Origin of the sequence: Haloprofundus salinisoli (genome assembly GCF_020097815.1) — an archaeon.
Taxonomy (GTDB): Archaea; Halobacteriota; Halobacteria; order Halobacteriales; family Haloferacaceae; genus Haloprofundus; species Haloprofundus salinisoli.
The window spans coordinates 489,732-514,258 of sequence record NZ_CP083663.1; the positions used below are offsets into that span (position 1 = coordinate 489,732).

A 24,527-nucleotide genomic window follows, 5' to 3' on the forward strand; every position below is an offset into this window, starting at 1 on the left:
CCGGAGTCGACCCGGAGTCGACCCGGAGTCGTCAGACTATCAGTCGTCGGCGACGTCGCGCTCCTGCCGGGGTTGCCGCGACGCCTTCGGGGTGAGACCCTTCCGACGCGCGTCGAACTCCGAGAGGCCGTACACCAGCGCGACTAACAACCCGATCCCTAGGGGGAGCAACACCAGCGGCGTCACTCCGGTCATGCCGTAGACGAGAAGCAGCACCGCCGCGACGCACACGACGGTGACCGCGTAGTACAGTTGCGTGCGCACGTGGTCGATGTGGTCTGCGCCCGTGAACGTCGACGAGAGGATGGTCGTGTCGGAGATTGGCGAGGTGTGGTCGCCGAATATCGCGCCGCTGAACACCGTCCCGACGGCGACGGGGATGAGCTCCGGCGACTGCCCGCCGATCCCCCACGCCATCGGCACCGCGACAGGCGTGACGATGGCCATCGTCCCCCACGAGGTGCCCGTCGAGAAGGCGATGAACGCGGATGCGAACAGGATGACGAGCGGGAGCAGCGTCGGCGTGACGACTCCCTGGGCGATGCCGGTGACGTAGTCGCCGGTGCCGAGCGCGCTCGTCGCGAGGCTGATGGACCACGCGAGCACGAGGATGGTGACGGCCGTCAGCATGATAGAGAAGCCGTCGACGAGCGAGTCCATGCACTCGTCGAGCGTGAGGACGCCCGAGACGCGCGCGAGCAGCATCGCCGCGACGACCATGAAGAACGACCCCCAGACGAGCGCCGAGGCGAAGTCGGCCTCGCCCGCGATCTGGAGTATCGACCGGTCGGGCGCATAGCCGGTCCACACCGCGCCGGCGACGGCAACGACGATGAGCACGAGAACGGGGACGACGAACATTCGCAACTGCGGGTTCTCGCCGTTTGGTTCGCCGAGGTTCTCCTCGATGCTCTGCAGCGGCACCGCGTCCTCGCGGAGCACGTTGCCCGTCTCCCACGAGCGGTGTTCGGCGTCGAGCATCTCGCCGAAGTCGCGTCCGGTGACGACGACGATGAACACCATCGCGATCGCGAACAGGCAGTACATGTTGAACGGGATGCTCTGCAGGAAGGCGACGAACGCCGTCGGCACCTCCTCGCCGCCGGTGACGCCGATCTGCGAGTACCCCTCCTGTACCATGCTGATCTGGTAGGCGACCCAGCTGGAGATGCCGAACGTGGCGACGGGCGCGGCCGTCGAGTCGACGATGTAGGAGAGCTTCTCGCGGGAGATGCGGAGTTCGTCGGTGATGTCGCGCATCGAACTGCCGACGACGGCGGTGTTGGCGTAGTCGTCGAAGAACCAGACGAGACCGAGTATCCACGCCATCAACCCGGCCTTTCGCTGACTGTCGAGGCGTTTCGTCGCAAAGCGGGTGATCGCCAACGACCCGCCGGTTCGCCAGATGAACGTCACGCCCGCGCCGAGCAACAGCGTGAAGATGAGAATCTGGGCGTGGAACACGTCGTTGCCGATCGACTCGGCGACCCAGGTGAACGTCTGGACGACGCCCAACCCGCCCGAGTGGATGACGCCGCCGGACCAGACGCCGAGAAACAGCGCCAGTATCGGTTTCCGGGTGACGATGGCGAGCACGATGGCTAACAACGGTGGTACGAGTGACAGTGCGCCGAACTCCGACACCATAATCTGAATTATCATTACAGATTGGCAAAGGTGTTGTGTCGCGCTTGCAAGCATAGATTACGTCGTGACACTTCGACGACCTCTGGAGGTCGACGACCGATGGACGGAGACTACCGATAGCTGAGCCACGCGACGACCCACAGCGCGAGAGCACCGACGGGTAACGCCACGCGTCCGGGCTGCTGAGCGAACCCCCACGCGAGCGATAACTGCCCGAGGCCGGCCAAAACCAGCAGGATAGCGGTTACTCGCGGGTCCTCCCGACCGACCAGCACGCCGCCGGCCGCGCTCGCCGTCGCCAGGAGAAACGCGACGACGCTCGTGGGCCACGCGCGGAGATATGCCGGTAGCGACCCGAATCCGCCCGTGAACTCGAACAGGTAGCTGTACAACGAGACGAGACGTCCGGAACTGGGGTCGAACAGCCCCCACGGAAAGACGAGCGTCGCCGGGCGTCCGTCGACCAAGAGCACGCACCACGGCAGCAACCACAGCGAGAGGAGAATCAGGAGCGTCCGCGACGTCGAGGTGCGAGTGGGTTCGCGTCCGTCCGAGGTGACCGCCATCCGGTGTTACTTCCGGGCGACGATGCGGAGCACGTCCTCGTCTGCGAGTTCGTGGTCCTTGCCGACCTGCTGTTCGTCGTGTTTGGCGCTCGGCCCGGAGACGCGGGCGAACTTGAACCGGTCTTCGAGGTTCGCGCCGAGTTTCCGGCAGGCGTCGCCGACGGTCATCCCGCGGCGGATGACGAGCGGTTCCTCGTAGTCGGTGCCGCGTCCCGGCTTGTCCATGTAGACGCGGATGAGGCCGAGCGCCTCCCAGATCTCGTCCTTGAGGCCGTCGAGGCCCTTCTCCATCTCGGCACTGATGAACGTCACCTCCTCGGGGTCGAGTCCGATTTCCTCGAGATTCTCGTACACCGTCGGCAGGTAGTCGCGGTCGATGAGGTCGGCTTTGTTCACCGAGACGATGGAGGGGAGATACACCCGGTTGTCCATGATGCCGTCGATGAGCTCGTCGATGGAGGGGTTTCCTCGGACGGTGACCTCGGCGTTGACGTAGCCGTACTCGCGGAGCACGTCCTTGATGGTCTGCTCGTCGAGTTCGACGGAGTCGCTCTTGGTGACGTTGATACCGCCTTTGATCTGCTTGGTGATGGTGAGACTCGGCGGTTCGGTGTCGAGGCGAATCTTGTTGTAGTACAGTTCCTGGCTGAGTCGCTCGTACTGGTCGACCTCGAACACCGAGAGGACGAACACGACGAGGTCGGCCGTCCGGACGACGGAGAGCACTTCCCGGCCGCCGCCGCGTCCGCCCGCCGCGCCCTCGATGAGCCCTGGCACGTCGAGCACCTGGATGTTCGCGCCGCGGTACTGCAGCATGCCGGGGTTGACGTCGAGCGTCGTGAACTCGTAGGCACCCGTCTCGCTCTCGGCGTTGGTGAGCGCGTTGATGAGCGTCGACTTGCCGACGCTCGGGAAGCCGACGAGCGCGATGGTGGCGTCGCCCGTCTTCTCGACGGCGTAGCCCTGACCGCCGCCCGCGGAGGACTGGTTTTCGAGTTTCTCCTTCTTCTCCGAGAGCTTCGCCTTCAGCCGACCGATATGTGCCTCAGTCGACTTGTTGTACGGAGTGTTGGCGATCTCCTCTTCGATCGCGTCGATCTCCTCCTCCAGTCCCATCGTCGTAGCTTCCGCCGCGTATGTCGAAAAACCCTTTCCTTCGACGCCGACCGCGGCGGTCGGACGTCCCTTGGGGACCTCGCTGTCGAACCCGTGGATGCGTCCGCCGCGCGTGTGCGCGTGAGACTGATATCGGGGGAGTCCGGTCGAGATCAGAGCCGCCGGCGAGTGTCTGAGTCGTCACGGTATCGCGCTGCCGTAGCGTCCGTACAGCCATCGAAGCGCTTCTTACGGTCGGGGCGTAAGAACCGCCATGGACGAAAATCCGGGGCTCTCCGAACAGTACCGGACGGCCAGTCCGTGGCCGTTCTTCATCGCGCTCAGCATCCCACTGGCCGAGGCCGGCATCCTGTTCAATCTCTTCGCCGTCGCCGTCGGCGGATTGCTGTTGTTCTTCGGTTGCTGTGCCGGGATGCTTCAGGAAACGGGCTACGTCGACCGACCGTGGCGGGCGCTCGTCGGGTCGGCGATACTCGTCTTCGCGCTCGGCGGCCTCTTGCTGTACGCGGATACGCAGGTCGCAAACGAGGCCGTACAGCTCGCAGAGCGCGGCTACGCCGTCCTCGTCGCGGGCGTCATCCTCTTCGTCGGCGGCCTCCTCGGCGAGGTGTTCGTCGAGGACGAGGAGTTCGCGGTCTGACCGGGCGGAACCAACAATCTATTTGACCGGCGTCCGTAACAGGTCACCATGGCGAACACGAACTCGAACAAAATCTTCGACAGGGAGACGATGCTCGACCTGACGGTGAACATCATCCCGCTGTTCATCATCCTGTTTTTCGTCGTGCTCTTTCTGCTCATCCAGCCGTGGGGCGGCGACCTCTTCCCGACGGCCATCATGATTGGCCTCCACGTGGTCCCGTTCGTCGGCCTCGTAATCTTGACGTACTTCTCGGGTAAGGCCATCGCCGGCGCGGAGAAGTCCTCGACGGTGTACTACCCCGGACAGGCCGGAATGTCGGGCGCGGAGGTCACCCACGGCGAGTCCGACGACCACGAGGAGACGCAGGCGCTCGAATCGGGCGCAGACCACGACGGCGAACTGACTGACGACGCGAGCGACGAGAGTACCGACGCCGCGGCCGAGAACGACGACGCGGAAACGGTCGACGACACCGCCGCCGAGACGGCCGAAGACGACGAATCGTAATCCGGCGGAACGGGTGGACAGAACGACAGCAAGCGAGACGACGGACGCCACCCGAACCTTTCTTTACCCTGCAATTCCGAGCAGTTCCCATGCAGTTGAACGGACAGTTAGCGCTGACGGTTCTCATGGGGCTCTTCCTCGTGGGTGTCTTCGCCTGGCTGACGCGGGTGGAAAACTGGAGCGGCTACACCCCACTCAGCAGCGGCGGCGCAGTCGGCCAAGAATCCGGGTACGTCTCCGAGGAGAAACCCGCAGGAATCGCCCGGTGGTTGACGACAGTCGACCACAAAGATATCGGCCTGATGTACGGTGCCTACGGCATCTTCGCGTTCGTCGTCGGCGGCCTGATGGTCGTCTTGATGCGAACCGAACTGGCGACGCCGGAGACGGTCATCGTCCAACCGGGCTTCTACAACTCGTTGCTCACGAGTCACGGAATCACGATGCTGTTCCTCTTCGGGACGCCCATCATCGCGGCGTTCTCGAACTACTTCATCCCGCTCATCATCGGCGCGGACGACATGGCGTTCCCGCGCATCAACGCCATCGCCTTCTGGTTGCTGCCGCCGGCAGCACTGCTCATCTGGGCCGGGTTCTTCCCGATTCCGAACCTCATCCCCGCGCAGACGGGGTGGACGATGTACACCCCGCTGTCGGCGGGTGTCGGACAGGGCAACCAGACGAACGCCGGCGTCGACCTGATGATGCTGGGTCTGCATCTCTCGGGTGTCTCGGCGACGATGGGCGCGATCAACTTCATCGCGACCATCTTCACCGAGCGCTCCGAGGAGGTGACATGGGCGAACCTCGACATCTTCTCGTGGACCATCCTCACGCAGTCGGGGCTCATCCTCTTCGCGTTCCCGCTTCTGGGTAGCGCGCTGCTGATGCTCATCGCCGACCGAAACCTCGCGACGACGTTCTTCGCCGTCGGCGAAGGTGGCGGGTCGATCCTCTGGCAGCACCTCTTTTGGTTCTTCGGCCACCCCGAGGTGTACATCCTCGTGCTCCCGCCGATGGGACTGGTCAGCTACATCCTCCCGCGCTTCGCGGGTCGCCGGCTGTTCGGCTTCAAGTTCGTCGTCTACTCGACGCTGGCGATCGGCGTGCTCTCGTTCGGCGTCTGGGCGCACCACATGTTCGCCACCGGGATGGACCCGCGCCTCCGCGCCTCGTTCATGGCCGTCTCGATGGCTATCGCCATCCCCAGCGCGGTCAAGACGTTCAACTGGATCACGACGATGTGGAACGGCAACATCAGGCTCACAGCCCCGATGCTGTACTGCATCGGCTTCGTCTCCAACTTCATCATCGGCGGCGTGACGGGCGTGTTCCTCGCCTCCATCCCCGTCGACCTCGTGCTCCACGACACCTACTACGTCGTCGGTCACTTCCACTACATCGTGATGGGCGCAATCACCTTCGCGGGGATGGCGGGCATCTACTACTGGTTCCCGCTCGTCACGGGACGGATGTACCAGCGGAGCCTCGCAAAGTGGCACTTCTGGCTGTGGATGATCGGGACGAACATCACGTTCCTCGCGATGATTCTGCTCGGCTACGGCGGCATGCCGCGTCGCTACGCGACCTACCTCCCGCAGTTCGCCTCGCTGCACCAGATCGCGACGCTCGGCGCGTACATGCTGCTGCTCGGCGGCATCATCTTCGTGTGGAACATGGTCCAGTCGTACTTCGAGGGCCCGGTCGTCGAGGACGGCGACCCGTGGAACCTCGAGGAGTCGAACCTCCGCACCGTCGAGTGGGACTGGTTCGACCGCAAACTGCAGACGAAGATCGCCGACGGTGGTGTCGAGAGCGAATCGAGCGACACCTCGTCGCAAACGGAGTGAAGCGACGGTGGTTCCGTCGAGGAAGGCGAGACGGAACCGCGTCACGAACGCGAGTGAAGTGACGCTGGCGAAGAAGAGGCAGTGACGGTCGGCGGCGTCGTCGAAGGCGAGTCCGCGGACGAACTCGACGCCGACGAATAACACGGCCACCCTCTTTCGTTTTTCACCCGGCGAGCGGACGCTTCGACGGGTCGATTTGCGCCCGAACACCGACGTGCCTTTGTCGTTCGCCCTCCGAGCGGTAGGTATGTCCGACAAAGACCTCCTCGGCATCATCCTCGGGGCCGTCGCACTGATGATGTTTGCGACCGGTATCATCCTCGTCATCTGACTCGGGCGTCGGCCGCGCGGTCGTCGAAAGCGCTAATCGCCTCGCGTTCGAGATTCGAGCCGTGAGCGTGACACGACTCGAGGGTCCGCGGTTCGTCCTCATCCTCTACGTACTGCTCGTTGCGATTTCGGGCCTCGCCGGGTTTCTGACGGCGACGTTCGTCTCCGGACTCCGATCGCCGAAATTCCTCTTTCTGATTCCGTTTCCGCCGACGCAACTCGGCTTCGCGGCGTACGGCACGCTGACCGTCGCGTTGGTGCTCGGCGTCCCGCTGTTGCTCGTGGTGTACGTCTCCAGATACGTCGACGACGCCGCCGCCCAGAACTGATAAGCGCACGCCGCCGTATCTCTCGGTATGTACCACGTGCTCGTTGGCGTCGACGACAACGTAGAGCGTGCCCGAACGTGCGCACGTGAAGTTGCCAATCTTCCCGGAAGTACCGGCGAGATGACGGTCACGCTTTTGCACACGTTCGACGAGGACCCAGGCGGCGCATCGGCCGCAGACGTCGAATCGGTTCGCGCCGCCGCCGACTACCTCGGCGACACCGGCGTGAGCTACGAACTGCTCGAATCCGGCGGCGACCCCGCGCAGTCGATTCTCGACGCCGCCAAGCGAGAAGACGCCGACCTCATCGTCGTCGCCGGCCGCAAGCGCTCGCCGGCCGGGAAAGCCATCTTCGGCAGCGTCAGTCAGTCGGTCATCCTGAGTTCGAGCCGACCGGTGCTGGTCGCCGGCGTCGCCGAGGCGTAACGCCGCGCCTCAGAAGACGTCCTCGACGACGGCCGCGAACGCCGACGGCGAGAGGTATCCCTCGCGCGTCTCGACGTGGTCGCCGTCGGCGAAGAAGACGACCGCCGGTGCGGTGTTGACCGCGTGTCGAAGCCGAAAGCCTGAGGCCGAGGCACCGTCGAGGCCGCCGACGGCGACGCGCTCCGGCACTGCGTCGAGCAGCGCCGGGAGGTCGGCTTTGAGCCGTTTGCACGGGTCGCAGTCGTGTTTCCAGACGGTCACGACGGCGTCCGGATGGTCGTCGAGAAACGCCTCGTAGGAGTCGTCGTCGAGCGAGGCGACCGCCCGGGGAACCGGCGACGGCGGCGACACCTCACAGACCAGGTGCGCCATCACGGCCGTCGTCTCCGGCGTCGGCGACGTGTCGAGAAACGACTCCACGGCGAGGTAGGCCGCCAGCTGCGCGCGCGTCACGCCGTTGGCGTCTATCTCTCTCGCTGCGGTCTCGGGAGCGAGTTCGAACGCCCCGGCGACGGCGTCGACGAACGTCTCGCGGTCGGCAGTTCGATACTGTCGGCTGTACTCCGCTCGCGTCGCCTCGAACGCTTCGGTGGTCGTGAGCGACCCGTCGTCGCCTTCGCGGACGACGCCGCCGTCGGTGAGACGGGCCAGCACGTCGCCGATCTCCGGCTCGTCCGTCATCGACGTCTCCCCGGGGGACGTCGGGGGCCTCTCTCTCGGTCGGTGCGGTTCATCGTCTCGATGTACGGGCGGAGACAGTTGATAGCCGTTGCGCCTCGGACGGCCGCCGCTCGGAGGCCGTCCGGTCGCCGCGGGTGAGTGTACGGAGCGTCGACAAAAACCCCCCGACGGGAGGCGTTTCTGTGTGTGCGAGTGGCCGGGACTGTTTTGTGGTGGTACGGCGTAGCACAGTGTATGGACCTTCGAGACGCCGAACCCACAGACGCGGAAGGGATTCGAACCGTCGCTCGCGAGTCGCTTCTGGCCTCGTACAGCCCCGAGCTCTCCGAGGACGTCATCGACACCGCGGTGGGGAACTGGTACGACGACGACGAAGTCGGGTCGAACCTCGAAGACCCGCAGGCGGTGTGGAGCGTCGCCGTCGACGGTGACGACGTCGTCGCCGTCGTTCAGAGCTACCTCGTCGAGGCCGACGAGACGGTCGGTCATATCGACTGGCTCCACGTCGACCCCGACTCGCGGGGGGAGGGCCTCGGAAAGCAACTGCTCAAGCGCGTCGAGACGGAACTGATGGACCGCGGTGCCTCACGGCTCGAAGGAAAAGTGTTGACGGTCAACGAAGGCGGTGCGAGGTTCTACGAGAACGCCGGCTACGAGGCCGGTGAGACCCAAGAGGTCGAAATCAGCGGCGAGCAGTTCACCGAACGCGCCTTCGTGAAGACCGCCTCGGAGTCCGCCGAGGAGCTCGTCCCCGTCGAGGAACGGACGGGGCCGGAGGGAGAGACGCTGTTCATCGCCTACGACGAGAGCCAACGCGCCAAGAAGGGTCCGTTCTACGTCACCTACACCGACGAGGACCGAACCGAGCGTTACGGCTACTTCTGCGGCAACTGCGAGAGCATTGCGACCGCGATGGACTCGATGGACCGCATCCAGTGTAACGAGTGCGGTAACCAGAGCAAGTCGGGGCGCTGGGACGCGGCGTACCTGTAGTCTGAAGCGCGTCTCTCGCCGTTCGAGAAGATGTCGGTTGGTTCTCGACTCTAAGTCGTACATCGGTTACTGCGATACGAAACCTCGCGTCGCGGGCGTCACGTTCTCGGAGGACGGCTACAGTGGGAACAGCTCCTATGCTATCTATCGATGGCATGGAATCAGTGTCTTCAGCTATTGTCGTGTGAATTTCGTCGGTCGTGCCGTACCCTCACAAGCTCTCTTAGCCGCCGTCACTGCTCGCCGACAGTCCGCAAAGCCAACTCTTGTCGCTGTACTTCGGGGGCGACGCTACTTCCCCAGGATATATTATCCACGAATACCACTGAGTTGTTAGTGGCAAAAACCCAGCTCCAGCGGGCCCAATCAGATGAGATTACCCCCGCCATGAAACGCGTGGCTGAGCGCGAAAACTGCGACCCGGCTTTCGTTCGACGGCAGGTTGCCGACGGGCAAGCGGTCATCCCGAACAACCGTGCCCACGACTCGCTCGACCCGATGATCATCGGGCGTGAATTCGCTACGAAGGTCAACGCCAACATCGGTAACAGCGACACGACCAGCGATATCGAGGGAGAGCTCCAAAAGCTCCACACTGCGGTTCATTACGGCGCGGACACCGTCATGGACCTTTCGACGGGGACGGAGCTCGATGCGATTCGCACGACCAACGTTCGACATTCTCCCGTTCCGGTCGGCACCGTCCCGATTTATGAGGCCGTCAAGCGCGCCGACAGTCCAGCCGACATCACTCACGAACTCTTGCTCGACGTTATCGAGAAACAGGCCGAGCAGGGGGTCGATTACATGACCATTCACGCGGGCGTGCTGATGGAACATCTGCCGCTGACCGACGGTCGAAAAACCGGCATCGTCTCGCGGGGTGGTTCGATTTTGGCCCAGTGGATGGAAGAAAACGGGATGCAGAACCCGCTGTATACGACGTTCGAGCAGATTTGCGAAATATTCGCTGAACACGACGTCACCTTCTCGCTGGGCGACGGACTTCGCCCGGGTTGTCTCGCCGACGCGAGCGACGACGCGCAGTTCGCTGAACTCGATACCCTCGGCGAACTTACACGCGCTGCCTGGGACCACGGCGTTCAGGTGATGGTCGAAGGACCAGGTCACGTCCCGATGGACGAGATCGCCGACAACGTCGAACGACAACAGGACGTCTGTGGCGGTGCACCGTTCTACGTTCTCGGTCCGCTGGTTACCGATATCGCGCCGGGCTACGACCATATCACGAGCGCAATCGGTGCGACCGAGGCCGCCCGCGCAGGGGCGGCAATGTTGTGCTACGTGACGCCAAAGGAGCACCTCGGTCTTCCCGGCGAGGAGGACGTCAGAGACGGACTCGCAGCCTATCGAATCGCGGCCCATGCTGCTGATGTCGCGAACGACCATCCCGGCGCACGCGACTGGGATGACGCTCTCTCGGAGGCGCGCTACGACTTCGACTGGCGCAGGCAGTTCGAGTTTGCACTGGACCCCGAGCGTGCTCGGGAGTACCACGACCAGACGTTACCCGGCGACAACTACAAGGAGGCCCGCTTTTGTTCGATGTGCGGCGTCGAGTTCTGCTCGATGCGGATCGACCAAGATGCGCGGGACGCCGACGGAGAGATGACCTCGATCGACGACGAGACGGACCTGGGCGCTTCGCGAGCGGCGGAGGTGAATCTCCCACCCGCTGGAACGCACGATACCAGCCGTGTTCCCGACGAAGTCGAGATCGACGGCGTCACGTTCACCCCCGACGAATCACACGCAGACGATTAGCCGCAGCATCCGACGCGGTATCGCCTGGTTTGATGGCCGGCCCGCCGACGCGCGGTGAGGGAAGAGCCCCTCACACCTCGTCGCGGTCGGTGAACGTGTACCGCCGGGCGATTTCGCCGTTCTCGAACTCGTGGAAGTCGGCAAAGCCGAACTCGACGGCGTCGCCGCTCTGCAGGCCGCTGAACGACCCGCGGACGGCGGCGGTGTCGCCGTCGACGACGACGTCGTGTACCTCGTGGCTGCCGTCTTCGAGCGGACGGCCCTCCTCGTAGAACGCGAGCAGCGCGTCGCGTCCCTCGATGGCGTTCTGTCCGGGGCGTTCGTAGCGAACGTCCTCACTGAAGAGCGCGACGAGGTCGTCGTAGCGATCGGCGTCGACGAGGTCGTAGTACTCGCGGACGACTGATTCGGGGTCTGTGTTGGTCATGGGTGCGCTACGGACTGCAGCAAGTAGTAGCTCCCTTCCGTGGCAAAACGGGCTGACTCTCGCTCCGTCGGGAGCGCCGGCGCGGCGACGTCCTCGGCTACCCCTCGCCGACCAGCCGGTCTTCGTCTGCCCACTCCCGCTCGCGGAGCTCGTACTTCTGAATCTTGCCGGTCGCCGTCGTCGGCAACTCGGCGACGAACTCGATTTCGCCGGGCAGTTTGTACGTCGCGATTCGCTCGCGCAGGAACGCTATCACCTCGTCGCTCGTCGTCTCCGGGTTCGCCGGGTCGCCGTTGGCGGGGACGACGAACGCCTTCGGCGTCTCGCCCCACTCCTCGCTCGGCGCCGGGATGACCGCCACGTCGGCGACGGCGTCGTGGTCGAACAGCGCGTCTTCCAGTTCAATGCTGGAGATGTTCTCGCCGCCGGAGATGATGATGTCTTTTTTCCGATCTTGGATACTCACGAACCCGTTCTCGTCGACCGTCGCGAGGTCGCCCATGTGGTAGTAGCCCTCGACGCGGTCGCTGAACGCCTCTTCCGTCGCTTCGGGGTTCTCCCAGTAACCGTCCATCACCTGATTGCCGCGGACGACGATTTCGCCGATGGTGTTCCCGTCTCGCGGCACGTCCTCGCCGTCTTCGTCGACGACGCGGACCTCCGTCCCGAGGTAGCCGATACCCTGCGCCTTCTTGACGGCAAATCGCTCGGAGGAGTCCTGGTCGAAGAACCGCCTGGCGTCGGAGGTGGTGATGAGCGGACCGGTCTCCGTCGCGCCGTAGACGTGTTTGAGGTACCAGCCGAACTCGTCTTCGACCGTTCGGATGGTCGCCTCCGGCGGTGCGGCCCCCGCCGTCGCCACCCGAACCGGTCGCCCGGCGGTCGTCTCCGGTTCGTGTTCGGCGTAGTACTCTTGGAGCATGTTCAGCACCGTCGGTGCGGCGCAGAAGTACGAGACGCCCTCCCCCTGGATCGCGTCGAAGATGTCGCCGGCGTCGACGCCGCGCGTGCAGACGTGTTTCGCGCCCATCCCCGTCACCGAGAAGATGTGGCCCCACCCGTTGACGTGGAACATCGGCAGCGTCCACAGGTAGACGTCGTCGTCGCGGAGCTCCTGGTGAATCGAGACGAGGTACGCGTGCAGCGTCTCGGTTCGGTGGGTGCGGCAGACGCCCTTCGGGTCGCCCGTCGTCCCGGAGGTGTAGTTGATGGTGACGATATCCGACTCGTCCATCTCGGGGCGGTCGTAGTCGGTCGATTCGCCGACGATGTCGTCGAACGACTCCCAGTCACCTCCCTGCACCGCGTCGGGGTCGTCGGTCACGAACAGCTCCGTCGGCACCGAGTCGCGGACGGCTTCGATCCGCTCGGCGTACGCGTGGTCGGCGAAGACCGCTTTCACCCCCGCGTCGTTCAGAATGTACTCGAAGTCCGCGGGGACGAGTCGGTAGTTCAGCGGCGTGTGAATCGCACCGAGTTGCATCGACCCGTAGGCCGCCGCCAGATGGTAGTGGGTGTTCGGGTCCAGCACCGCCACCCGGTCGCCCTTCTCGACGCCTCTCGACTGCAACGCCGCCGCCCAGCCGTCTGCGAGGTCGCCGAGTTCGGCGTACGTGTATCTGTCACCCGTCGTCGCCACGACGGCCTCCTCGTCGCCGTAGTGTCGCCGGGCGCGGTCTAGAAAGTCCGTCGCCAGCAGTGGTTTCTCCATGCGTTCCAAATTTCGTGAACAATTATGATATACATTACGGGCGCGGAAACGTTCGCCGCCCGCGCAGTCAGGCGATTTGACGGTGGACGATCCTCGCTCTAGAGTGTTCTCGTGACCGGACTGTCGACTTTGGGCGGATAAATATCACGCTATAGCTCTACCCACAAAAGTGGTTTATCGGTGGGTGGCTTGCTCTCGACAATGACGCTCTCGAAGTACACCGGTCGCCATCCGCGGGATGCGAACGACGGGGTCCGAATCGGTCGCGCCGTCCAACACCACCACTGGCACCCGAACGGAACGCGCTCGGAACCATGTGCCAACTGCGAGTCGACGCTGTCGCTACACGAACGTCACGTGCTCGTCACGCTCGTCGAAGACAACCTCGGCGACGCCGCTCGGCGGTATCTCTGCAACGAGACCTGTCTCAGCGAGTGGGTCGACGAAACGTGAGAAGCGAACGGAGACGGCGGTCTCTGCGCTACGGTTCCTCTTTTGCGGCTTCCAGCGACCAGAAGAAGCCGTAGTAGGCGAGCACGCCGCTGAGCATGGCGAGGTAGTACGCCCATTGCGGTGCCTGCAGGAAGTCGAACAGAAGCGTGACGGCCGTCACCCACGCCATCGCGAACACGAGGTCGACGAACATGCCGCGGCGGTGCTCTTGGACGTGCTCGCCGATGGCTTCGAGCCGGCTCATCGGCGGCGCTCCCCGGGCGCGGTCGTCGCCGCTTTCGGCGGGTGTGCACGCGTCACGGCTTCACTCCGTGCCCTGGCTGTCGACGACGAGCACGGGAACGTGCGACGACCGCAGCACCCGCTCGGTGACGCTGCCGAGCAGGGCGCGACTGACGCCCGCACGTCCGTGGCTGCCCATCACGACGAGGTCGACGTCCTCCTTCTCGGCGTAGTTGGCGACGACCGTGTGGGGTCGGCCGACGCGAATCTCTTCGACCACGTCGATACCGCGGTCACGGGCGGCGTCGGCGACGACGCCGGTCGCGTCGTTCGCTTTCGCTTCGAGTTCCTCCATCTCCCCGAGGTGGCCCTGTCGGATGCGGTCGACCTGTTCGGTTCCGAGACCGAGGTTCACCGCGTCGATGTCGACGACGTACAGCGCGTGTAGCTCGGCACCGTAGCGCTCGGCGAGGTCGACCGCGTGGCTCACCGCCACCTCGGCGACGGCGCTTCCGTCGGTCGGCACGAGGATGCGTTCGTACATGGTCAGTCGTCGGAGACGGGTTCACCGCCGTCGGTTGCCGCGACCTCCTCGGCGGACTGCATGCGCGACATCGGTTCGGGGCTGTGACACTGCCGGACCATCCGTTTGGTCGCCAGGTCCGGTTCGTCGGTCGCGAGCGAGACGCCGATGGTGACGGCGAACACGATGGGGACGGCGATGAGCGCCGACCCGATGGCGGGCACCGCCGTCGCCAGCGCGGCAGAGTACGGCTCGCCGTTGCCGATGTACGACGGCAGCACCTCGTTTATCATCGGAACCGTCCAGATGACGAGACCGGTCGTCATTCCGGCGAGCGCGCCCTGTCGGTTCGTGTTCTCCCACCAGAGCCCGAGGAAGAACATCGGGAACAGCACCGCGCCCGCCAGCGAGAACGCGTACGAGACCAGCGCGGCGATGGGTGCCGCCGGGTCCAGCGCGGCGAGCGTCGTGATGATGCCGAGCGCGACGATGCTCAGTCGGCCGACGAGCACCTGCTGGCGCTGACTCGCGTCCTCGTTGATGATGTTCGCGTAGATGTCGTGCGAGATCGCGGACGACCCGGCGATGAACAGGCCGGCCACCGTCGCGATGGCCGCCGCGATACCGCCCGCCGCGACCAGTCCGACGAACCACTGCGGCAAGTTCGCCAACTGGGTCGCCAGCACGACGATGACGTCACCGGCCGCACTCGTCATACCGGGGTCGCCGTACACCGGGCCGATGTTCTGCGAGTAGAGGTCGGTCCCGAACGCCGCGAACGCCGGTGCCGAGAGGTAGAGCAGGCAGATGAAGAACAGTCCCCACACCGTCGACCAGCGGGCGGTCCGCTCGTTTTCGACCGTGTAGAACCGGACGAGCACGTGCGGCAGTCCGCAGGTCCCGACGACCAGCGAGAACGCCGTCGCGATCCAGATGTAGTAGCTCTCGTTGACGAACGGTTCGCTGAACTCGGAGCTCAGTTGGCCGATCATCTGCCCGTACTCTATCTGCGGCAGTACCGTCGAGTACCCCTGCGTGAACCCGACCGTGTACAGCCCCGCGAGGAACGCGACGATGAGGATGACGTACTGGACGGCCATGTTCTTCGTCGCGCCGAGCATCCCCGAGAGCGTCAGATAGCCGACGGTGATAGCCATCATCAGCACGACCATCGACTGGTAGCCGCTCAGTCCGGGAAGGCCGATGTCGCCGAAGATGTAGAGGCCGACGAGTCCCATCCCGCGGGCCTGTCCGATGGCGTAGACGAAGCCGATGAGGAACGTCGTCACCGCCGCGATGGCGCGCGCGCTGTCGGAGTTGAACCGGTCACCGACGAAGTCGGGCGCGGTGTACTTCCCGAACCGGCGCATCTGCGCGGCCAGGAAGATGAGTAGGATGAAGTATCCGGTCGACCAGCCGACGACGAACGCGAGTCCGTAGAAGCCCGACAGCGCGATGAGCGCCGCCATCCCGAGATACGACGCGGCCGACATCCAGTTCGCGCCGATTGCCATCCCGTTTTCGACGTTCCCGATGGAGCGACCGGCGACCCACATTCCCTCGGTGTCGGCAACGCGGAACGCGTACCCGATTCCCAAGAACAGCGCCAGCATCGCCACGACCATGATGGCCGGGACGAGTTTGAACGAGACGTTCAGCCCCTCCGGGAGCAGTCCGCTCTGGAGCGCGAGTTCCGAAATCATTCGGCCGTCCCTCCGTCTACGGCGACGGCGGCGTCGCCGTCGTCGGTCTCTACGACGGAGTGGTCGATACCGTACTTCCTGTCGAGCGCGTCACGCTTTCGCGCGTACCAGAACGACAGCAGCAACGCTCCGCCCGGTGCCCCGATGGCGACGAGGAAGTAGTGCAGCGGGAAGCCGATGACCGGCAGCTGCGTGGTCATCACTCCCGGCGCGACGTACGTCAGCGTAACCGGGCCGAAGACGATGAGCGCCCAGACGACGAAACCGGTCCAGACGACGCGCAGATGCTCGCGCATGAACGGCGTACTCGGCCGCAGGAGGTTCACCTCCCGATCGAGATAGTTCGTCTCTCGGTGGCTCCGCGCGGCTTGTGTGAGCGCGCCACCATCCGTCTCGACAGGTGACTCTTGCGTGTCTCTCTCTACCATCGAATATTCTGTCGTCATCATTAGTTATAGTTGCTTTGTCTCGCGAAGTCGTTGCCACGAATCGTTCGACGAGAGAGACGGAGGGGTCGAGAGAATCGATTACAGTCGTTTTCGCCGCGTGTACAGAAGCGAGACGGTCGCAGCGTCGCCGTAGCGACCGCGAAACCCGGTCGAGCGGCGGTCGAGCGCCGGTCGAACCGTCGCTCGCGTCCGCTCAGTCGCCGCCGACCTTCGCTTCGATATCGTTGACGACCTCGGGGTTACGCAGCGTCGACGTGTCGCCGAGCTCCTCGCCGTTGGCAATGTTCTCGAGCAGGCGACGCATAATCTTTCCAGAGCGCGTCTTCGGCAGCTCCGGCGTGAAGACGACCTGTTCGGGTCGCGCGATGGGACCGATGGCGTCCTCGACGCCCTCGACGATTCGGTCTCTGAGTTCGTCGTCGCCCTCGTAGCCGTCCTCGACGATGACGTAGGCGTAGACGGCCTCGCCTTTCACGTCGTGGGCTCCGCCGACGACGGCGGACTCGGCGACGCCCTCGACGCCGACGATGGCCGACTCGATCTCCATCGTCCCGAGGCGGTGCCCGGAGACGTTGAGGACGTCGTCGACGCGGCCGAGCACGGTGATGTAGCCGTCCTCGTCTATCTTCGCCCCGTCCTCCGGGAAGTAGACCCAGTGGTCCTCGTCGGGGTCGGAGTACGCCTCCCAGTACTCGCTGACGAACCGGTCGTCGTTGTTGTACAGCGTCCGGAGCATCCCCGGCCACGGTTTCTGGACCGTGAGGTAGCCCGCGTTACCGGCGTCGACCTCGTCGCCCTCGGCGTCGACGATGCGCACGTCGACGCCCGGCAGCGCCGGTCCCGCGGAGCCGGGTTTCATCTTGTTGACGCCGGGCAGCGTCGTCACCATCATGCCGCCCGTCTCTGTCTGCCACCACGTGTCGACGACGGGGCACTCCTCACCGCCGATGTGCTTGTAGTACCACTTCCACGCGCGCGGGTTGATGGGTTCGCCCACCGTCCCGAGCAGGCGCAGCGACGAGAGGTCGCGTTTCTCGGGGAACTGCTTACCCCACTTCATGAACGCGCGAATCGCCGTCGGCGCGGTGTACAGCTGGTCGCACTCGTACTCCTCGATGATCTCCCAGAGACGGTCGCGCTCGGGGTAGTCGGGCGTCCCCTCGTACATGAGCGAGGTGGTGCCGAGCGCGAGCGGCCCGTAGACGATGTAGGAGTGGCCCGTGATCCAGCCGATGTCTGCGGAACAGAAGTACGTGTCTTCGGGTTTGATGTCGAGCACCGCCTGCGAGGTCCACGCCGCCCACGCGAGATAGCCGCCGGTCGTGTGCTTGACGCCTTTCGGCTGACCCGTCGTGCCGGAGGTGTACATCAAGAAGAGCATGTCCTCGGCGTCGCGCTGGACGGGTTCGACCTCCGCGCCCTCCTGCTCGCTCACGAGGTCGGCGTAGGAGTGCTGGTTCTCGTCGAGGTCGTGACCGAAACCGTCGCCGTCGCGGAGTCGCTCGACGACGACCGTCGTGGTGTCGTGGTCGACGCCCGCCAGTCCCTCGTTGGCTTTGCCGAGGTGGTCCAGCGGGTCGCCGCGGCGGTAGTAGCCGTCACAGGTGACGAGATACTCGGAGTCGGCGGCGTTCATCCGCGTCGCCAGCGCGTCCGCGGAGAAACCCGCGAAGACGACCGAGTGCGGCGCGCCGATGCGAGCGCAGGCCAGCATGGCGATTGGCGACTCCGGAATCATCGGCATGTAGATGGTGACGACGTCGTCCTCGCCGACGCCCTGCTCGCGCAGCGCCGCCGCGAACTCGTTGACCTCCGTCTGGAGCTCCTCGTAGGTGTACGTCCGGTTCTCCTCGTCGGTCGGTTCGCCGACCCACTCGATAGCGACCTCGTCGCCGCGGCCATCTTCGATATGGCGGTCCACGCAGTTGTAGGAGGCGTTGAGCTTCCCGTTCGTGAACCAGTTGTAGAAGGGTCCGTCCGAGTCGTCGAGCACCTGGTCGTACCCCTCGTACCAGTCGAGGAGGTCGGCAGCGCCCTCCCAGCACTCCGGCCAGTTCTCCTCGAACTCCTCGTAGATCCCTTCGTCCGAGACGTTCGCCTGTTCGACGAACGACTCCGGCGGCTCGAACTCCTCCTGCTCTGCGAGACGCGCTTCGAGTTCTACATTGTCTTCTGTCATAGTCCACTGTCATCATCCCGCACCATCGGCATAAGAGTTACCACCGAATGCATTCTGTGAGGTTGCCGACCGCTGGCGGTTTTCCTCGTTTCGAGGCGGGCGTGACAACGTAAAAAGAACCTTCGACGACGCGGAGACGGCGCGTTCGGGCGTCGCTCCCGGCAGCCTCGCGCTGCCGCCTCGTGACCGAGCGTTGCACCCTCTCGCGTCGCCTCATCACGTCAGCCCGACTTTCTCCTGATAGCTGCCGTGCTTCGCCTCGAACACCTGCATGATTTCGCCCATCGTCACGTACGTCTTCACCGCATCGACGAGGACGGGCATCACGTTCTCGCCCTCCTCGATGGCGCGTTCGAGGTCCGCCAACGCCGCCTCGACGGCGTCGTCGTCGCGTTCGGCTTTCACCTCCTCCAACCGGCTGAGTTGGCGCTTCTGCACCTCCTCGGAGACGTGCAGCAGTTCGAGCGTCGTATCCTCCTCCATCGAGTACTTGTTGACGCCGACGACGATCTCCTCGCCCTCCTCGACGCGCGACTGGTACTCGTAGGAGGCGTCCTGAATCTCGCGGTGGAAGTATCCCTCGTCGATGCCGCGGAGCACGCCGTCGCGGACGGAGCCGTCGCCCATCTCCCGAATCTCCTCTATGTACGTCATCGCCTTCTCCTCGACTTCCTCGGTGAGCGCTTCGACCATGAAACTCCCCGCCAGCGGGTCGATGCTGTCGGCCGCGCCCGACTCCTCGGCGATAATCTGCTGGGTGCGGAGTGCGACCCTGACGGCCTCCTCGGAGGGCAGCGCCAGCGCCTCGTCGAAACTGTTGGTGTGGAGGCTCTGCGTCCCGCCCATGACGCCCGCGAGCGCCTGAATCGTCACGCGGACGATGTTGTTCAGCGGCTGTTGGGCGGTGAGCGACTGTCCGGCGGTCTGGGTGTGGAACTTCAACTGCTTGGACTTCTCGTCCTCGGCGTCGTACCACTCCTCCATCACGCGGGCGTAGATGCGGCGGGCGGCGCGGAACTTCGCCACCTCCTCGAAGATGGAGTTGTGCGAGTTGAAGAAGAAGGAGAGTTGCGGCGCGAACTCGTCGACGTCGAGACCGCGTTCGACCGCCGCCTCGACGTAGGCGAAGCCGTCGGCGAGCGTGAACGCCAGTTCCTGGACGGCCGTCGAGCCGGCCTCGCGGATGTGGTAGCCCGAGATGGAGATGGGACGGATTCGCGGCGTCTCGGCGGCGGCGAACTCGACGGTGTCGGTGACGAGCTTCAACGAGGGCTCGGGCGGGATGACCCACTCCTTCTGCGCGATGAACTCCTTGAGCATGTCGTTCTGGAACGTGCCGCCGATCTGGTTGCGGGAGACGCCGCGCTGGTCGGCGAGGGCGACGTACATCGCGTAGACGACGGGCGCGGAGGGGTTGATGGTGAACGACGTGGTCACCTCACCGATGTCGATGCCGTCGAACAGCACCTCCATGTCGCGCAGAGTGTCGACGGCGACGCCCTCCTTGCCGACTTCGCCGTCGGAGAGCGGGTCGTCGGAATCTTTCCCCATCAGCGACGGCATGTCGAACGCCGTCGAGAGCCCTGTCTGGCCGTTCTCGATGAGGTAGTGGAAGCGCTCGTTCGTCTCCTCGGCCGTGCCGAAGCCGGCGAACTGTCGCATCGTCCACGTCCGCCCGCGGTACATCGTCGGGTACACACCGCGAGTATAGGGCTTCTCGCCCGGGAAGCCCAGGTCCTCGGTGTAGTCGAGGTCCGCGACGTCCTCGGGCGTGTAGATGTCGTCGATTTCGAGGTTCGAGACGGTCGCGAACCGGTCTTTGCGCTCGCCGAATCGGTCGACTACGGGGTCGCGGGTCTCGTCGGACCACTCCTCGTGGGCCTCCCGAATCTCGGAGAGCTCGTCCTCGTCGTACATAGCGTGAAATTTGCCGGACTGTTCATTAAGGATTCGGGTCCGAGGTCCAATCGAGAAGACCTATAACCGATTACGCCTCGTCGGCGGACGACGATGCCACCCGCCACGCTGGACATCTCGCTTGGTCTCACGCTCCTCTGTCTGGGAGCGGTGGCCACCGTCGCACCGACTCGTATCGCCTCGCTCCGCGCACTTCTGTTTCCCGCCCGGCACCGCAATCCCGACGCCCCGTCGCTCTCGTCGGACGCGGCGCTCGTGAAAGCCCTCGGCGTCACCGTTGCGAGCGTTGGCGGCGCGTTCGCACTGCTGGCGCTCACCGTCGGTCAGTAACGTTTCGCTCCCCGTCGGTCAGTAACGTTTCGTTCCCCGGTTCGTCACCACGTTCTCGGCGAACCCGACGAGAACCGGTTTGAGGAGGTAGAGGAGGCGGTCAGAATCAGCAGTCGTACGGCTTCTGTGTTACTCGTTGAATCCGGCGGACGCGAGCGCGTAGCTCGCGTCGTCGGTCTCGTGGGTCGGCGTGACCTCTTTGCGCGAGGCGTTGTATTCGAGGAAGTCACGGGCGGCGAGTTTCGGGAGGTGGAGGTGATGCAGCGAGATCGCGATCTGGTCGGGGTGCGTCGTCTCCCCCGCCTCGGCCTCACGCTGATGGATTTCCTCGGCCAGCTCCTCGACCGTGACCGGGCCCGGTTGTGCCGAGAGCGCGTGGATGAGGTGGCGGCGACGCGGGCTCGTCAGCGCGTCGAACAACGCTTTGGTCTCTTCGGTTTCGGGCATCAGGGTGTCTGCCGCAGCTTCTTGCGAACTCATGGTCTGTACTGATGAGTCGGATATATAAAGTACGAGTACCCAAAGAATCAGGTACCGCCGCTAAATGTAACATTATCGAACAGCTTCGAGACGAGTTTCCGCTCTCCCGCTCGGATGTGCTGGTGGAACGTCGCCGACGAGATATCGAGCGAGGTCGCCACATCCTTCCCCGAACTCTCCCGCGGTTGGTCGAAGTAGCCGGCGAGATACGCCGCCTTCAGGACGTTGCGCTGCCGGTTCGTCAGGTCCGACTCGGCGGCGGAGACGAAGTCCTCGTCGGTCAGCGGCCGGCGTTCGATCTGTCGCCGCGAGCGGAGGCCGACGTCGTCGTAGCGCTCGCGGAGCCCGCGCATGCACGTCCCGACGTCGCCGTGCTGCGGCAGCAGTGCGACGGCGGTGGCGCCGTGCTCGTCAACGACTAGCGTATCGACGGTCGTGCCGAGGTCGGTCAACGTTTCGGCGATCGATTCCTCCTCGAAGACCAACTGCACGAGCGCGCCGTCGTCGGTTTCGCGGACGAGTCGCTGTCGGGCGATTGGCTCCGAATCGGCGGCGCGTTCGAGAAACGTCTCGACGTCGCCGTCGGTGACGGTGAAGAACTCGACGGAGGGGTCGGTTCCCGTGACGCCCTCCAACCGGAGTTCGGCGTTCGCTGCGGCGGCTAGTCCGAGCAGTGCGTCGTCGGCGTCGACGATTCGGAGCTCGATCTCCGTCGCTCCGTTCGTCAACAGCAGGCGCTTGCTCTCGACGGCGTTGATGGTGTGGCCGATGGTCTGTCCGAGCTCGTCGAGCACCGACCGCTCCTCCTCGTCGAAGGCGTCGGTCTCGGTGGTGTACACCTCCAACACGCCGTACACCGTATCACGATACCTGATCGGCACGCAGGCGAAGCCTCGGACATCACCGCTGTCGGCCCACTGTCGCCACGTCGAGGAGGTCTCGCCGTAGAACTCCGCGGCGTTTTCGGGGTTCAGTTCGGCCGCGAGCGTCTCCCGGTCGGTAAACGCCCGCCAAGCGGCGGTCGCCTGCGAGCGGTCGCCGTTCGTCGTCGTTTCCGGGTTCGGCGGGTCGTCGAGGTCACCGACTTCCGTGCTGACGGTGAGCGCGTCGCGCGTCGCCCGCGGTTCGCAGATGCGGACGTAACAGTACGGCCCGGCGTTCGAGAGCCGAGTGCAGACGCGTTCTTCGACCTCTTCACGGCTCTTCGCGCCGACCAGCGCGGCGTTGACCTCCCGGATGACGGAGTTGACGCGGTTGAGTCGGTCGAGACGCTCGCGTTGTCTTCCCAGGGAGGCGGACTGCCGTCGCACGCGCAACAACGACTGCAGGCGGCCGCGCAGTTCGGCTTTCGACACCGGCGTCCGAATCAGGTCGTCGACGCCGGGCGGGAACTGCGCGCTGATCTGTCGCCACACGTCGCTGCCGCTCAGGTTCCGCTCGGGGATGACGAGCAGAAACGGCAGGTGAACCGATCCGGCGCGCTCCTTCAGCGCTTCGAACGCGTCGTCTTTTTTCGCCAGCGTCTGCGGGTCGAGGATACAGAGGTCAACCTCCTCGGGCGACACGTCCTCGGGTCGGCCCTCAACGATCTCGTGCTCGGACCCGAGCGTCTCGGCGAGCAGTGACCGGTTCTCGTCACGACTGACCGCGAGGAGAATCCGCGCCCTCTGCGGCCGGGACGCGCCACTCGCGGCCTGTCCGACGAGAAGTCGATCGCTCATGACCTGCTCCGTCCCGTGCGTCTCCGTCGGTGTTGTCGTCTCATGGTTCGAGTTCTTCGTCCGGTTGTCTGGGTCGGCCGCTGAGGATGCCGCGGAGCCCGGTCAGCGGCTCGCCTATCTTCACGCCGTACTCGGTGATGCGGAACTCCCGAAGTTGTCGCTCGAAGTCGCTCGTCCGTTTCTTCAGCACGCCGACGACCTTCCGCATCTCTCCGTTCACTTCGAGGTGCTGAAGGAATAAAATATTGTCCGCCAAATAGCTTAGGCCGCCCTCGTCAGTCACCTGGAAGTCCCCGGTGATGTCCTGCACCTCGTTTATGAGGATGACGGAGATGCCCTTCTTCTTGAGGTATTTACAGAGCGTGTGGAGATTCCGCGTGAGTTTGTCATTCTCGCCGAGCAGGGCGAACTTGTAGCCGATGATGCCGTCTATCATCACGATTTCGGCGCCTTTCTCCTCGACCTCCCGGCGGACCCGCTCGTTGAACTCGTCGACGCTGAGTTCGAGCGACCTCGTCTCGTTTATCGAGAGCGCATCGCGGTTGAGCATCTGCTCGACGGGGATGTTGACCGCGTCGCTTCGCTCCATGAGCGTCCGCTGGTTCTCCTCGAACAGGTAGACGACGGACCGTTCACCGCGACCCGCGGCCTCCTTCATGAACTGGATTCCGGTCGTCGTCTTGCCGACGCCGGTCGCCCCGGTGATGATGGTCACCGTCCCCCGCTCGATGCCACCGTTGAGCATCTGGTCGAGTTCTGGGACGCCCGAGGAGATGGTCTCGGACTCGAACTCGTGGTCGAACGTCTGCGGTAGTTTGTTGAGGTAGATGTCGATTCCGCCGTGGTTGATGGTGAGCGTGTGCGGGCCGCTCCGGAAGTCCGACCCGCGGAACTTCGTCACCGCCAACGTGCGCTTCTCGTCACCCCGTTTCAGGTTGAGCGTCCCATCGCAGATGAACTGTAAGTCGTCGTCCGGCCGCGTCTCCGTCGCCTGTGCCGTGAACAGCACCGTCGAGCCCTGGACGTTGAAAAACTGCATCAGCGAGAGAATCTGCTTTCGGAACTGGTAGTCGTCGGGGGCGAGATACCGCAGCTGCGTCAGCGGGTCGATGAACAGTCGGTCGGGGTTGAGCTCCTCGACGCGGTTCGTTATCTCCTCGGTGACGGACCCGCCCTCGACCTCGTCAGGGCTGAAGATGTCGTAGGAGAGATTTCGCGCGAAATACTCCGAGTCCGGGCTCAGGTCGAGAAAGTCGACGCCGTCCAGGTCCAAGCCGAGCGACGCGGCGTTCTCCGTGACGTTCTTGGTCGACTCTTCGAGATTGATGTACAGTACGTCCTCGCCCGCCTCGAGGCCGGCACGGAGAAAGTGCATCCCGAGGATGCTCTTGCCGGCACCGGGCTCGCCTCGAACCATGTACGTCCGATTCGGGACGAAGCCACCGTACAGTACGTCGTCGAGTCCCTCGATGCCAGTCGAGAGACGCTCCTTTGCGGGCGCGTCTCGGCTAGGGGACTCGTGATTACCCTCTTCCATCG

At 64.5% G+C, this 24,527-nt stretch carries 25 protein-coding genes and 1 pseudogene; 11 read left to right on the forward strand and 15 right to left on the reverse strand.

The genetic code is table 11. The features are described 5' to 3' along the window. Positions 1-39: 39 nt before the first annotated feature. The 3 genes from LAQ73_RS02610 to LAQ73_RS02620 form a co-directional block, all read right to left on the reverse strand. Complete coding sequence (locus tag LAQ73_RS02610) at positions 40-1,647, reverse strand: Na+/H+ antiporter NhaC family protein (RefSeq protein WP_345778391.1); 1,608 nt, start codon at positions 1,645-1,647, stop codon at positions 40-42. A 110-nt stretch (positions 1,648-1,757) separates the two neighbouring features. After that, complete coding sequence (locus tag LAQ73_RS02615; protein ID WP_224269703.1) at positions 1,758-2,213, reverse strand: TIGR04206 family protein; 456 nt, start codon at positions 2,211-2,213, stop codon at positions 1,758-1,760. Between the two features lie 6 nt (positions 2,214-2,219). Continuing rightward, entirely contained in the window at positions 2,220-3,329 is a 1,110-nt protein-coding gene (locus tag LAQ73_RS02620; RefSeq protein WP_224269704.1) for an OBG GTPase family GTP-binding protein, read from the reverse strand. A gap of 139 nt (positions 3,330-3,468) precedes the next feature. On the opposite strand from LAQ73_RS02620, the pseudogene LAQ73_RS17790 reads away from it, so the two are divergent. The 7 genes and pseudogenes from LAQ73_RS17790 to LAQ73_RS02645 form a co-directional block, all read left to right on the forward strand. Continuing rightward, positions 3,469-3,531, forward strand: a pseudogene (locus LAQ73_RS17790) (VNG_1110C family protein); the annotation flags it as partial. A gap of 51 nt (positions 3,532-3,582) precedes the next feature. Further along, positions 3,583-3,969 (forward strand): DUF7541 family protein, encoded by a 387-nt coding sequence (locus LAQ73_RS02625; RefSeq protein ID WP_224269705.1) that lies wholly within the window; start codon positions 3,583-3,585, stop codon positions 3,967-3,969. A 48-nt stretch (positions 3,970-4,017) separates the two neighbouring features. Then, complete coding sequence (locus LAQ73_RS02630; RefSeq protein WP_224269706.1) at positions 4,018-4,479, forward strand: DUF6684 family protein; 462 nt, start codon at positions 4,018-4,020, stop codon at positions 4,477-4,479. An 89-nt stretch (positions 4,480-4,568) separates the two neighbouring features. Beyond that, entirely contained in the window at positions 4,569-6,329 is a 1,761-nt protein-coding gene (locus tag LAQ73_RS02635; RefSeq protein ID WP_224269707.1) for a cbb3-type cytochrome c oxidase subunit I, read from the forward strand. Between the two features lie 196 nt (positions 6,330-6,525). Next, positions 6,526-6,660: a hypothetical protein gene (locus LAQ73_RS17590; protein ID WP_255634982.1), complete on the forward strand. Its 135-nt coding sequence runs from the start codon at positions 6,526-6,528 to the stop codon at positions 6,658-6,660. A 67-nt stretch (positions 6,661-6,727) separates the two neighbouring features. Continuing rightward, on the forward strand, positions 6,728-6,988 hold the full coding sequence (locus LAQ73_RS02640) for a DUF7520 family protein (protein WP_425601126.1): 261 nt from the start codon (positions 6,728-6,730) through the stop codon (positions 6,986-6,988). Positions 6,989-7,015: 27 nt separating this feature from the next. Then, positions 7,016-7,414, forward strand: coding sequence for a universal stress protein (locus tag LAQ73_RS02645; RefSeq protein WP_224269709.1), 399 nt, complete (start codon positions 7,016-7,018; stop codon positions 7,412-7,414). 9 nt (positions 7,415-7,423) lie between these two features. Here LAQ73_RS02645 and LAQ73_RS02650 read toward each other — a convergent pair whose 3' ends face one another. Then, on the reverse strand, positions 7,424-8,095 hold the full coding sequence (locus tag LAQ73_RS02650) for a thioredoxin domain-containing protein (protein ID WP_224269710.1): 672 nt from the start codon (positions 8,093-8,095) through the stop codon (positions 7,424-7,426). 234 nt (positions 8,096-8,329) lie between these two features. Between LAQ73_RS02650 and LAQ73_RS02655 the strand changes: the two genes are divergently transcribed. Next, complete coding sequence (locus LAQ73_RS02655) at positions 8,330-9,088, forward strand: GNAT family N-acetyltransferase (RefSeq protein WP_224269711.1); 759 nt, start codon at positions 8,330-8,332, stop codon at positions 9,086-9,088. Between the two features lie 336 nt (positions 9,089-9,424). Beyond that, positions 9,425-10,873 carry a phosphomethylpyrimidine synthase ThiC gene (gene thiC / locus LAQ73_RS02660; RefSeq protein ID WP_224270703.1) on the forward strand — a complete coding sequence of 483 codons (1,449 nt, stop codon included), beginning with the start codon at positions 9,425-9,427 and terminating at the stop codon, positions 10,871-10,873. 70 nt (positions 10,874-10,943) lie between these two features. Here thiC and LAQ73_RS02665 read toward each other — a convergent pair whose 3' ends face one another. Both LAQ73_RS02665 and LAQ73_RS02670 read right to left on the reverse strand, forming a co-directional pair. Then, a complete protein-coding gene (locus tag LAQ73_RS02665) occupies positions 10,944-11,300 on the reverse strand; it encodes a nuclear transport factor 2 family protein (protein WP_224269712.1) in 357 nt (118 codons plus the stop codon). 97 nt (positions 11,301-11,397) lie between these two features. Then, positions 11,398-13,011, reverse strand: coding sequence for a long-chain-fatty-acid--CoA ligase (locus tag LAQ73_RS02670; RefSeq protein WP_224269713.1), 1,614 nt, complete (start codon positions 13,009-13,011; stop codon positions 11,398-11,400). A 201-nt stretch (positions 13,012-13,212) separates the two neighbouring features. On the opposite strand from LAQ73_RS02670, the gene LAQ73_RS02675 reads away from it, so the two are divergent. Beyond that, positions 13,213-13,464 (forward strand): DUF7576 family protein, encoded by a 252-nt coding sequence (locus LAQ73_RS02675; RefSeq protein WP_224269714.1) that lies wholly within the window; start codon positions 13,213-13,215, stop codon positions 13,462-13,464. A 28-nt stretch (positions 13,465-13,492) separates the two neighbouring features. On the opposite strand, the gene LAQ73_RS02680 is transcribed toward LAQ73_RS02675, so the two are convergent. The 6 genes from LAQ73_RS02680 to LAQ73_RS02705 form a co-directional block, all read right to left on the reverse strand. Then, positions 13,493-13,708 (reverse strand): DUF8119 family protein, encoded by a 216-nt coding sequence (locus tag LAQ73_RS02680; protein WP_224269715.1) that lies wholly within the window; start codon positions 13,706-13,708, stop codon positions 13,493-13,495. A gap of 60 nt (positions 13,709-13,768) precedes the next feature. After that, the gene (locus LAQ73_RS02685) at positions 13,769-14,230 is read right to left on the reverse strand and encodes a universal stress protein (protein ID WP_224269716.1); all 462 of its coding nucleotides are present in this window, start codon (positions 14,228-14,230) and stop codon (positions 13,769-13,771) included. Positions 14,231-14,232: 2 nt separating this feature from the next. Continuing rightward, positions 14,233-15,912, reverse strand: a complete 1,680-nt coding sequence (locus tag LAQ73_RS02690; protein WP_224269717.1) for a VC_2705 family sodium/solute symporter — start codon at positions 15,910-15,912, stop codon at positions 14,233-14,235. Beyond that, the gene (locus LAQ73_RS02695; RefSeq protein WP_224269718.1) at positions 15,909-16,340 is read right to left on the reverse strand and encodes a DUF4212 domain-containing protein; all 432 of its coding nucleotides are present in this window, start codon (positions 16,338-16,340) and stop codon (positions 15,909-15,911) included. The genes LAQ73_RS02690 and LAQ73_RS02695 overlap by 4 nt, the downstream gene beginning before the upstream one ends. A gap of 214 nt (positions 16,341-16,554) precedes the next feature. Next, positions 16,555-18,540: an acetate--CoA ligase gene (acs, locus tag LAQ73_RS02700; protein WP_224269719.1), complete on the reverse strand. Its 1,986-nt coding sequence runs from the start codon at positions 18,538-18,540 to the stop codon at positions 16,555-16,557. A gap of 216 nt (positions 18,541-18,756) precedes the next feature. Next, complete coding sequence (locus LAQ73_RS02705) at positions 18,757-20,457, reverse strand: acyl-CoA mutase large subunit family protein (protein WP_224269720.1); 1,701 nt, start codon at positions 20,455-20,457, stop codon at positions 18,757-18,759. 93 nt (positions 20,458-20,550) lie between these two features. Here LAQ73_RS02705 and LAQ73_RS02710 point away from each other — a divergent pair, with 93 nt between their 5' ends. Next, positions 20,551-20,787, forward strand: a complete 237-nt coding sequence (locus tag LAQ73_RS02710) for a hypothetical protein (protein WP_224269721.1) — start codon at positions 20,551-20,553, stop codon at positions 20,785-20,787. 129 nt (positions 20,788-20,916) lie between these two features. On the opposite strand, the gene LAQ73_RS02715 is transcribed toward LAQ73_RS02710, so the two are convergent. From LAQ73_RS02715 to LAQ73_RS02725, 3 genes are read right to left on the reverse strand one after another with little or no spacing between them, the layout of a single operon-like run. Next, positions 20,917-21,267, reverse strand: a complete 351-nt coding sequence (locus LAQ73_RS02715) for a DUF7344 domain-containing protein (protein ID WP_224269722.1) — start codon at positions 21,265-21,267, stop codon at positions 20,917-20,919. A gap of 47 nt (positions 21,268-21,314) precedes the next feature. Next, complete coding sequence (locus LAQ73_RS02720) at positions 21,315-22,988, reverse strand: bacterio-opsin activator domain-containing protein (RefSeq protein ID WP_224269723.1); 1,674 nt, start codon at positions 22,986-22,988, stop codon at positions 21,315-21,317. Positions 22,989-23,028: 40 nt separating this feature from the next. Beyond that, the gene (locus tag LAQ73_RS02725; protein ID WP_224269724.1) at positions 23,029-24,525 is read right to left on the reverse strand and encodes an ATPase domain-containing protein; all 1,497 of its coding nucleotides are present in this window, start codon (positions 24,523-24,525) and stop codon (positions 23,029-23,031) included. Between the last annotated feature and the right edge of the window lie 2 nt (positions 24,526-24,527).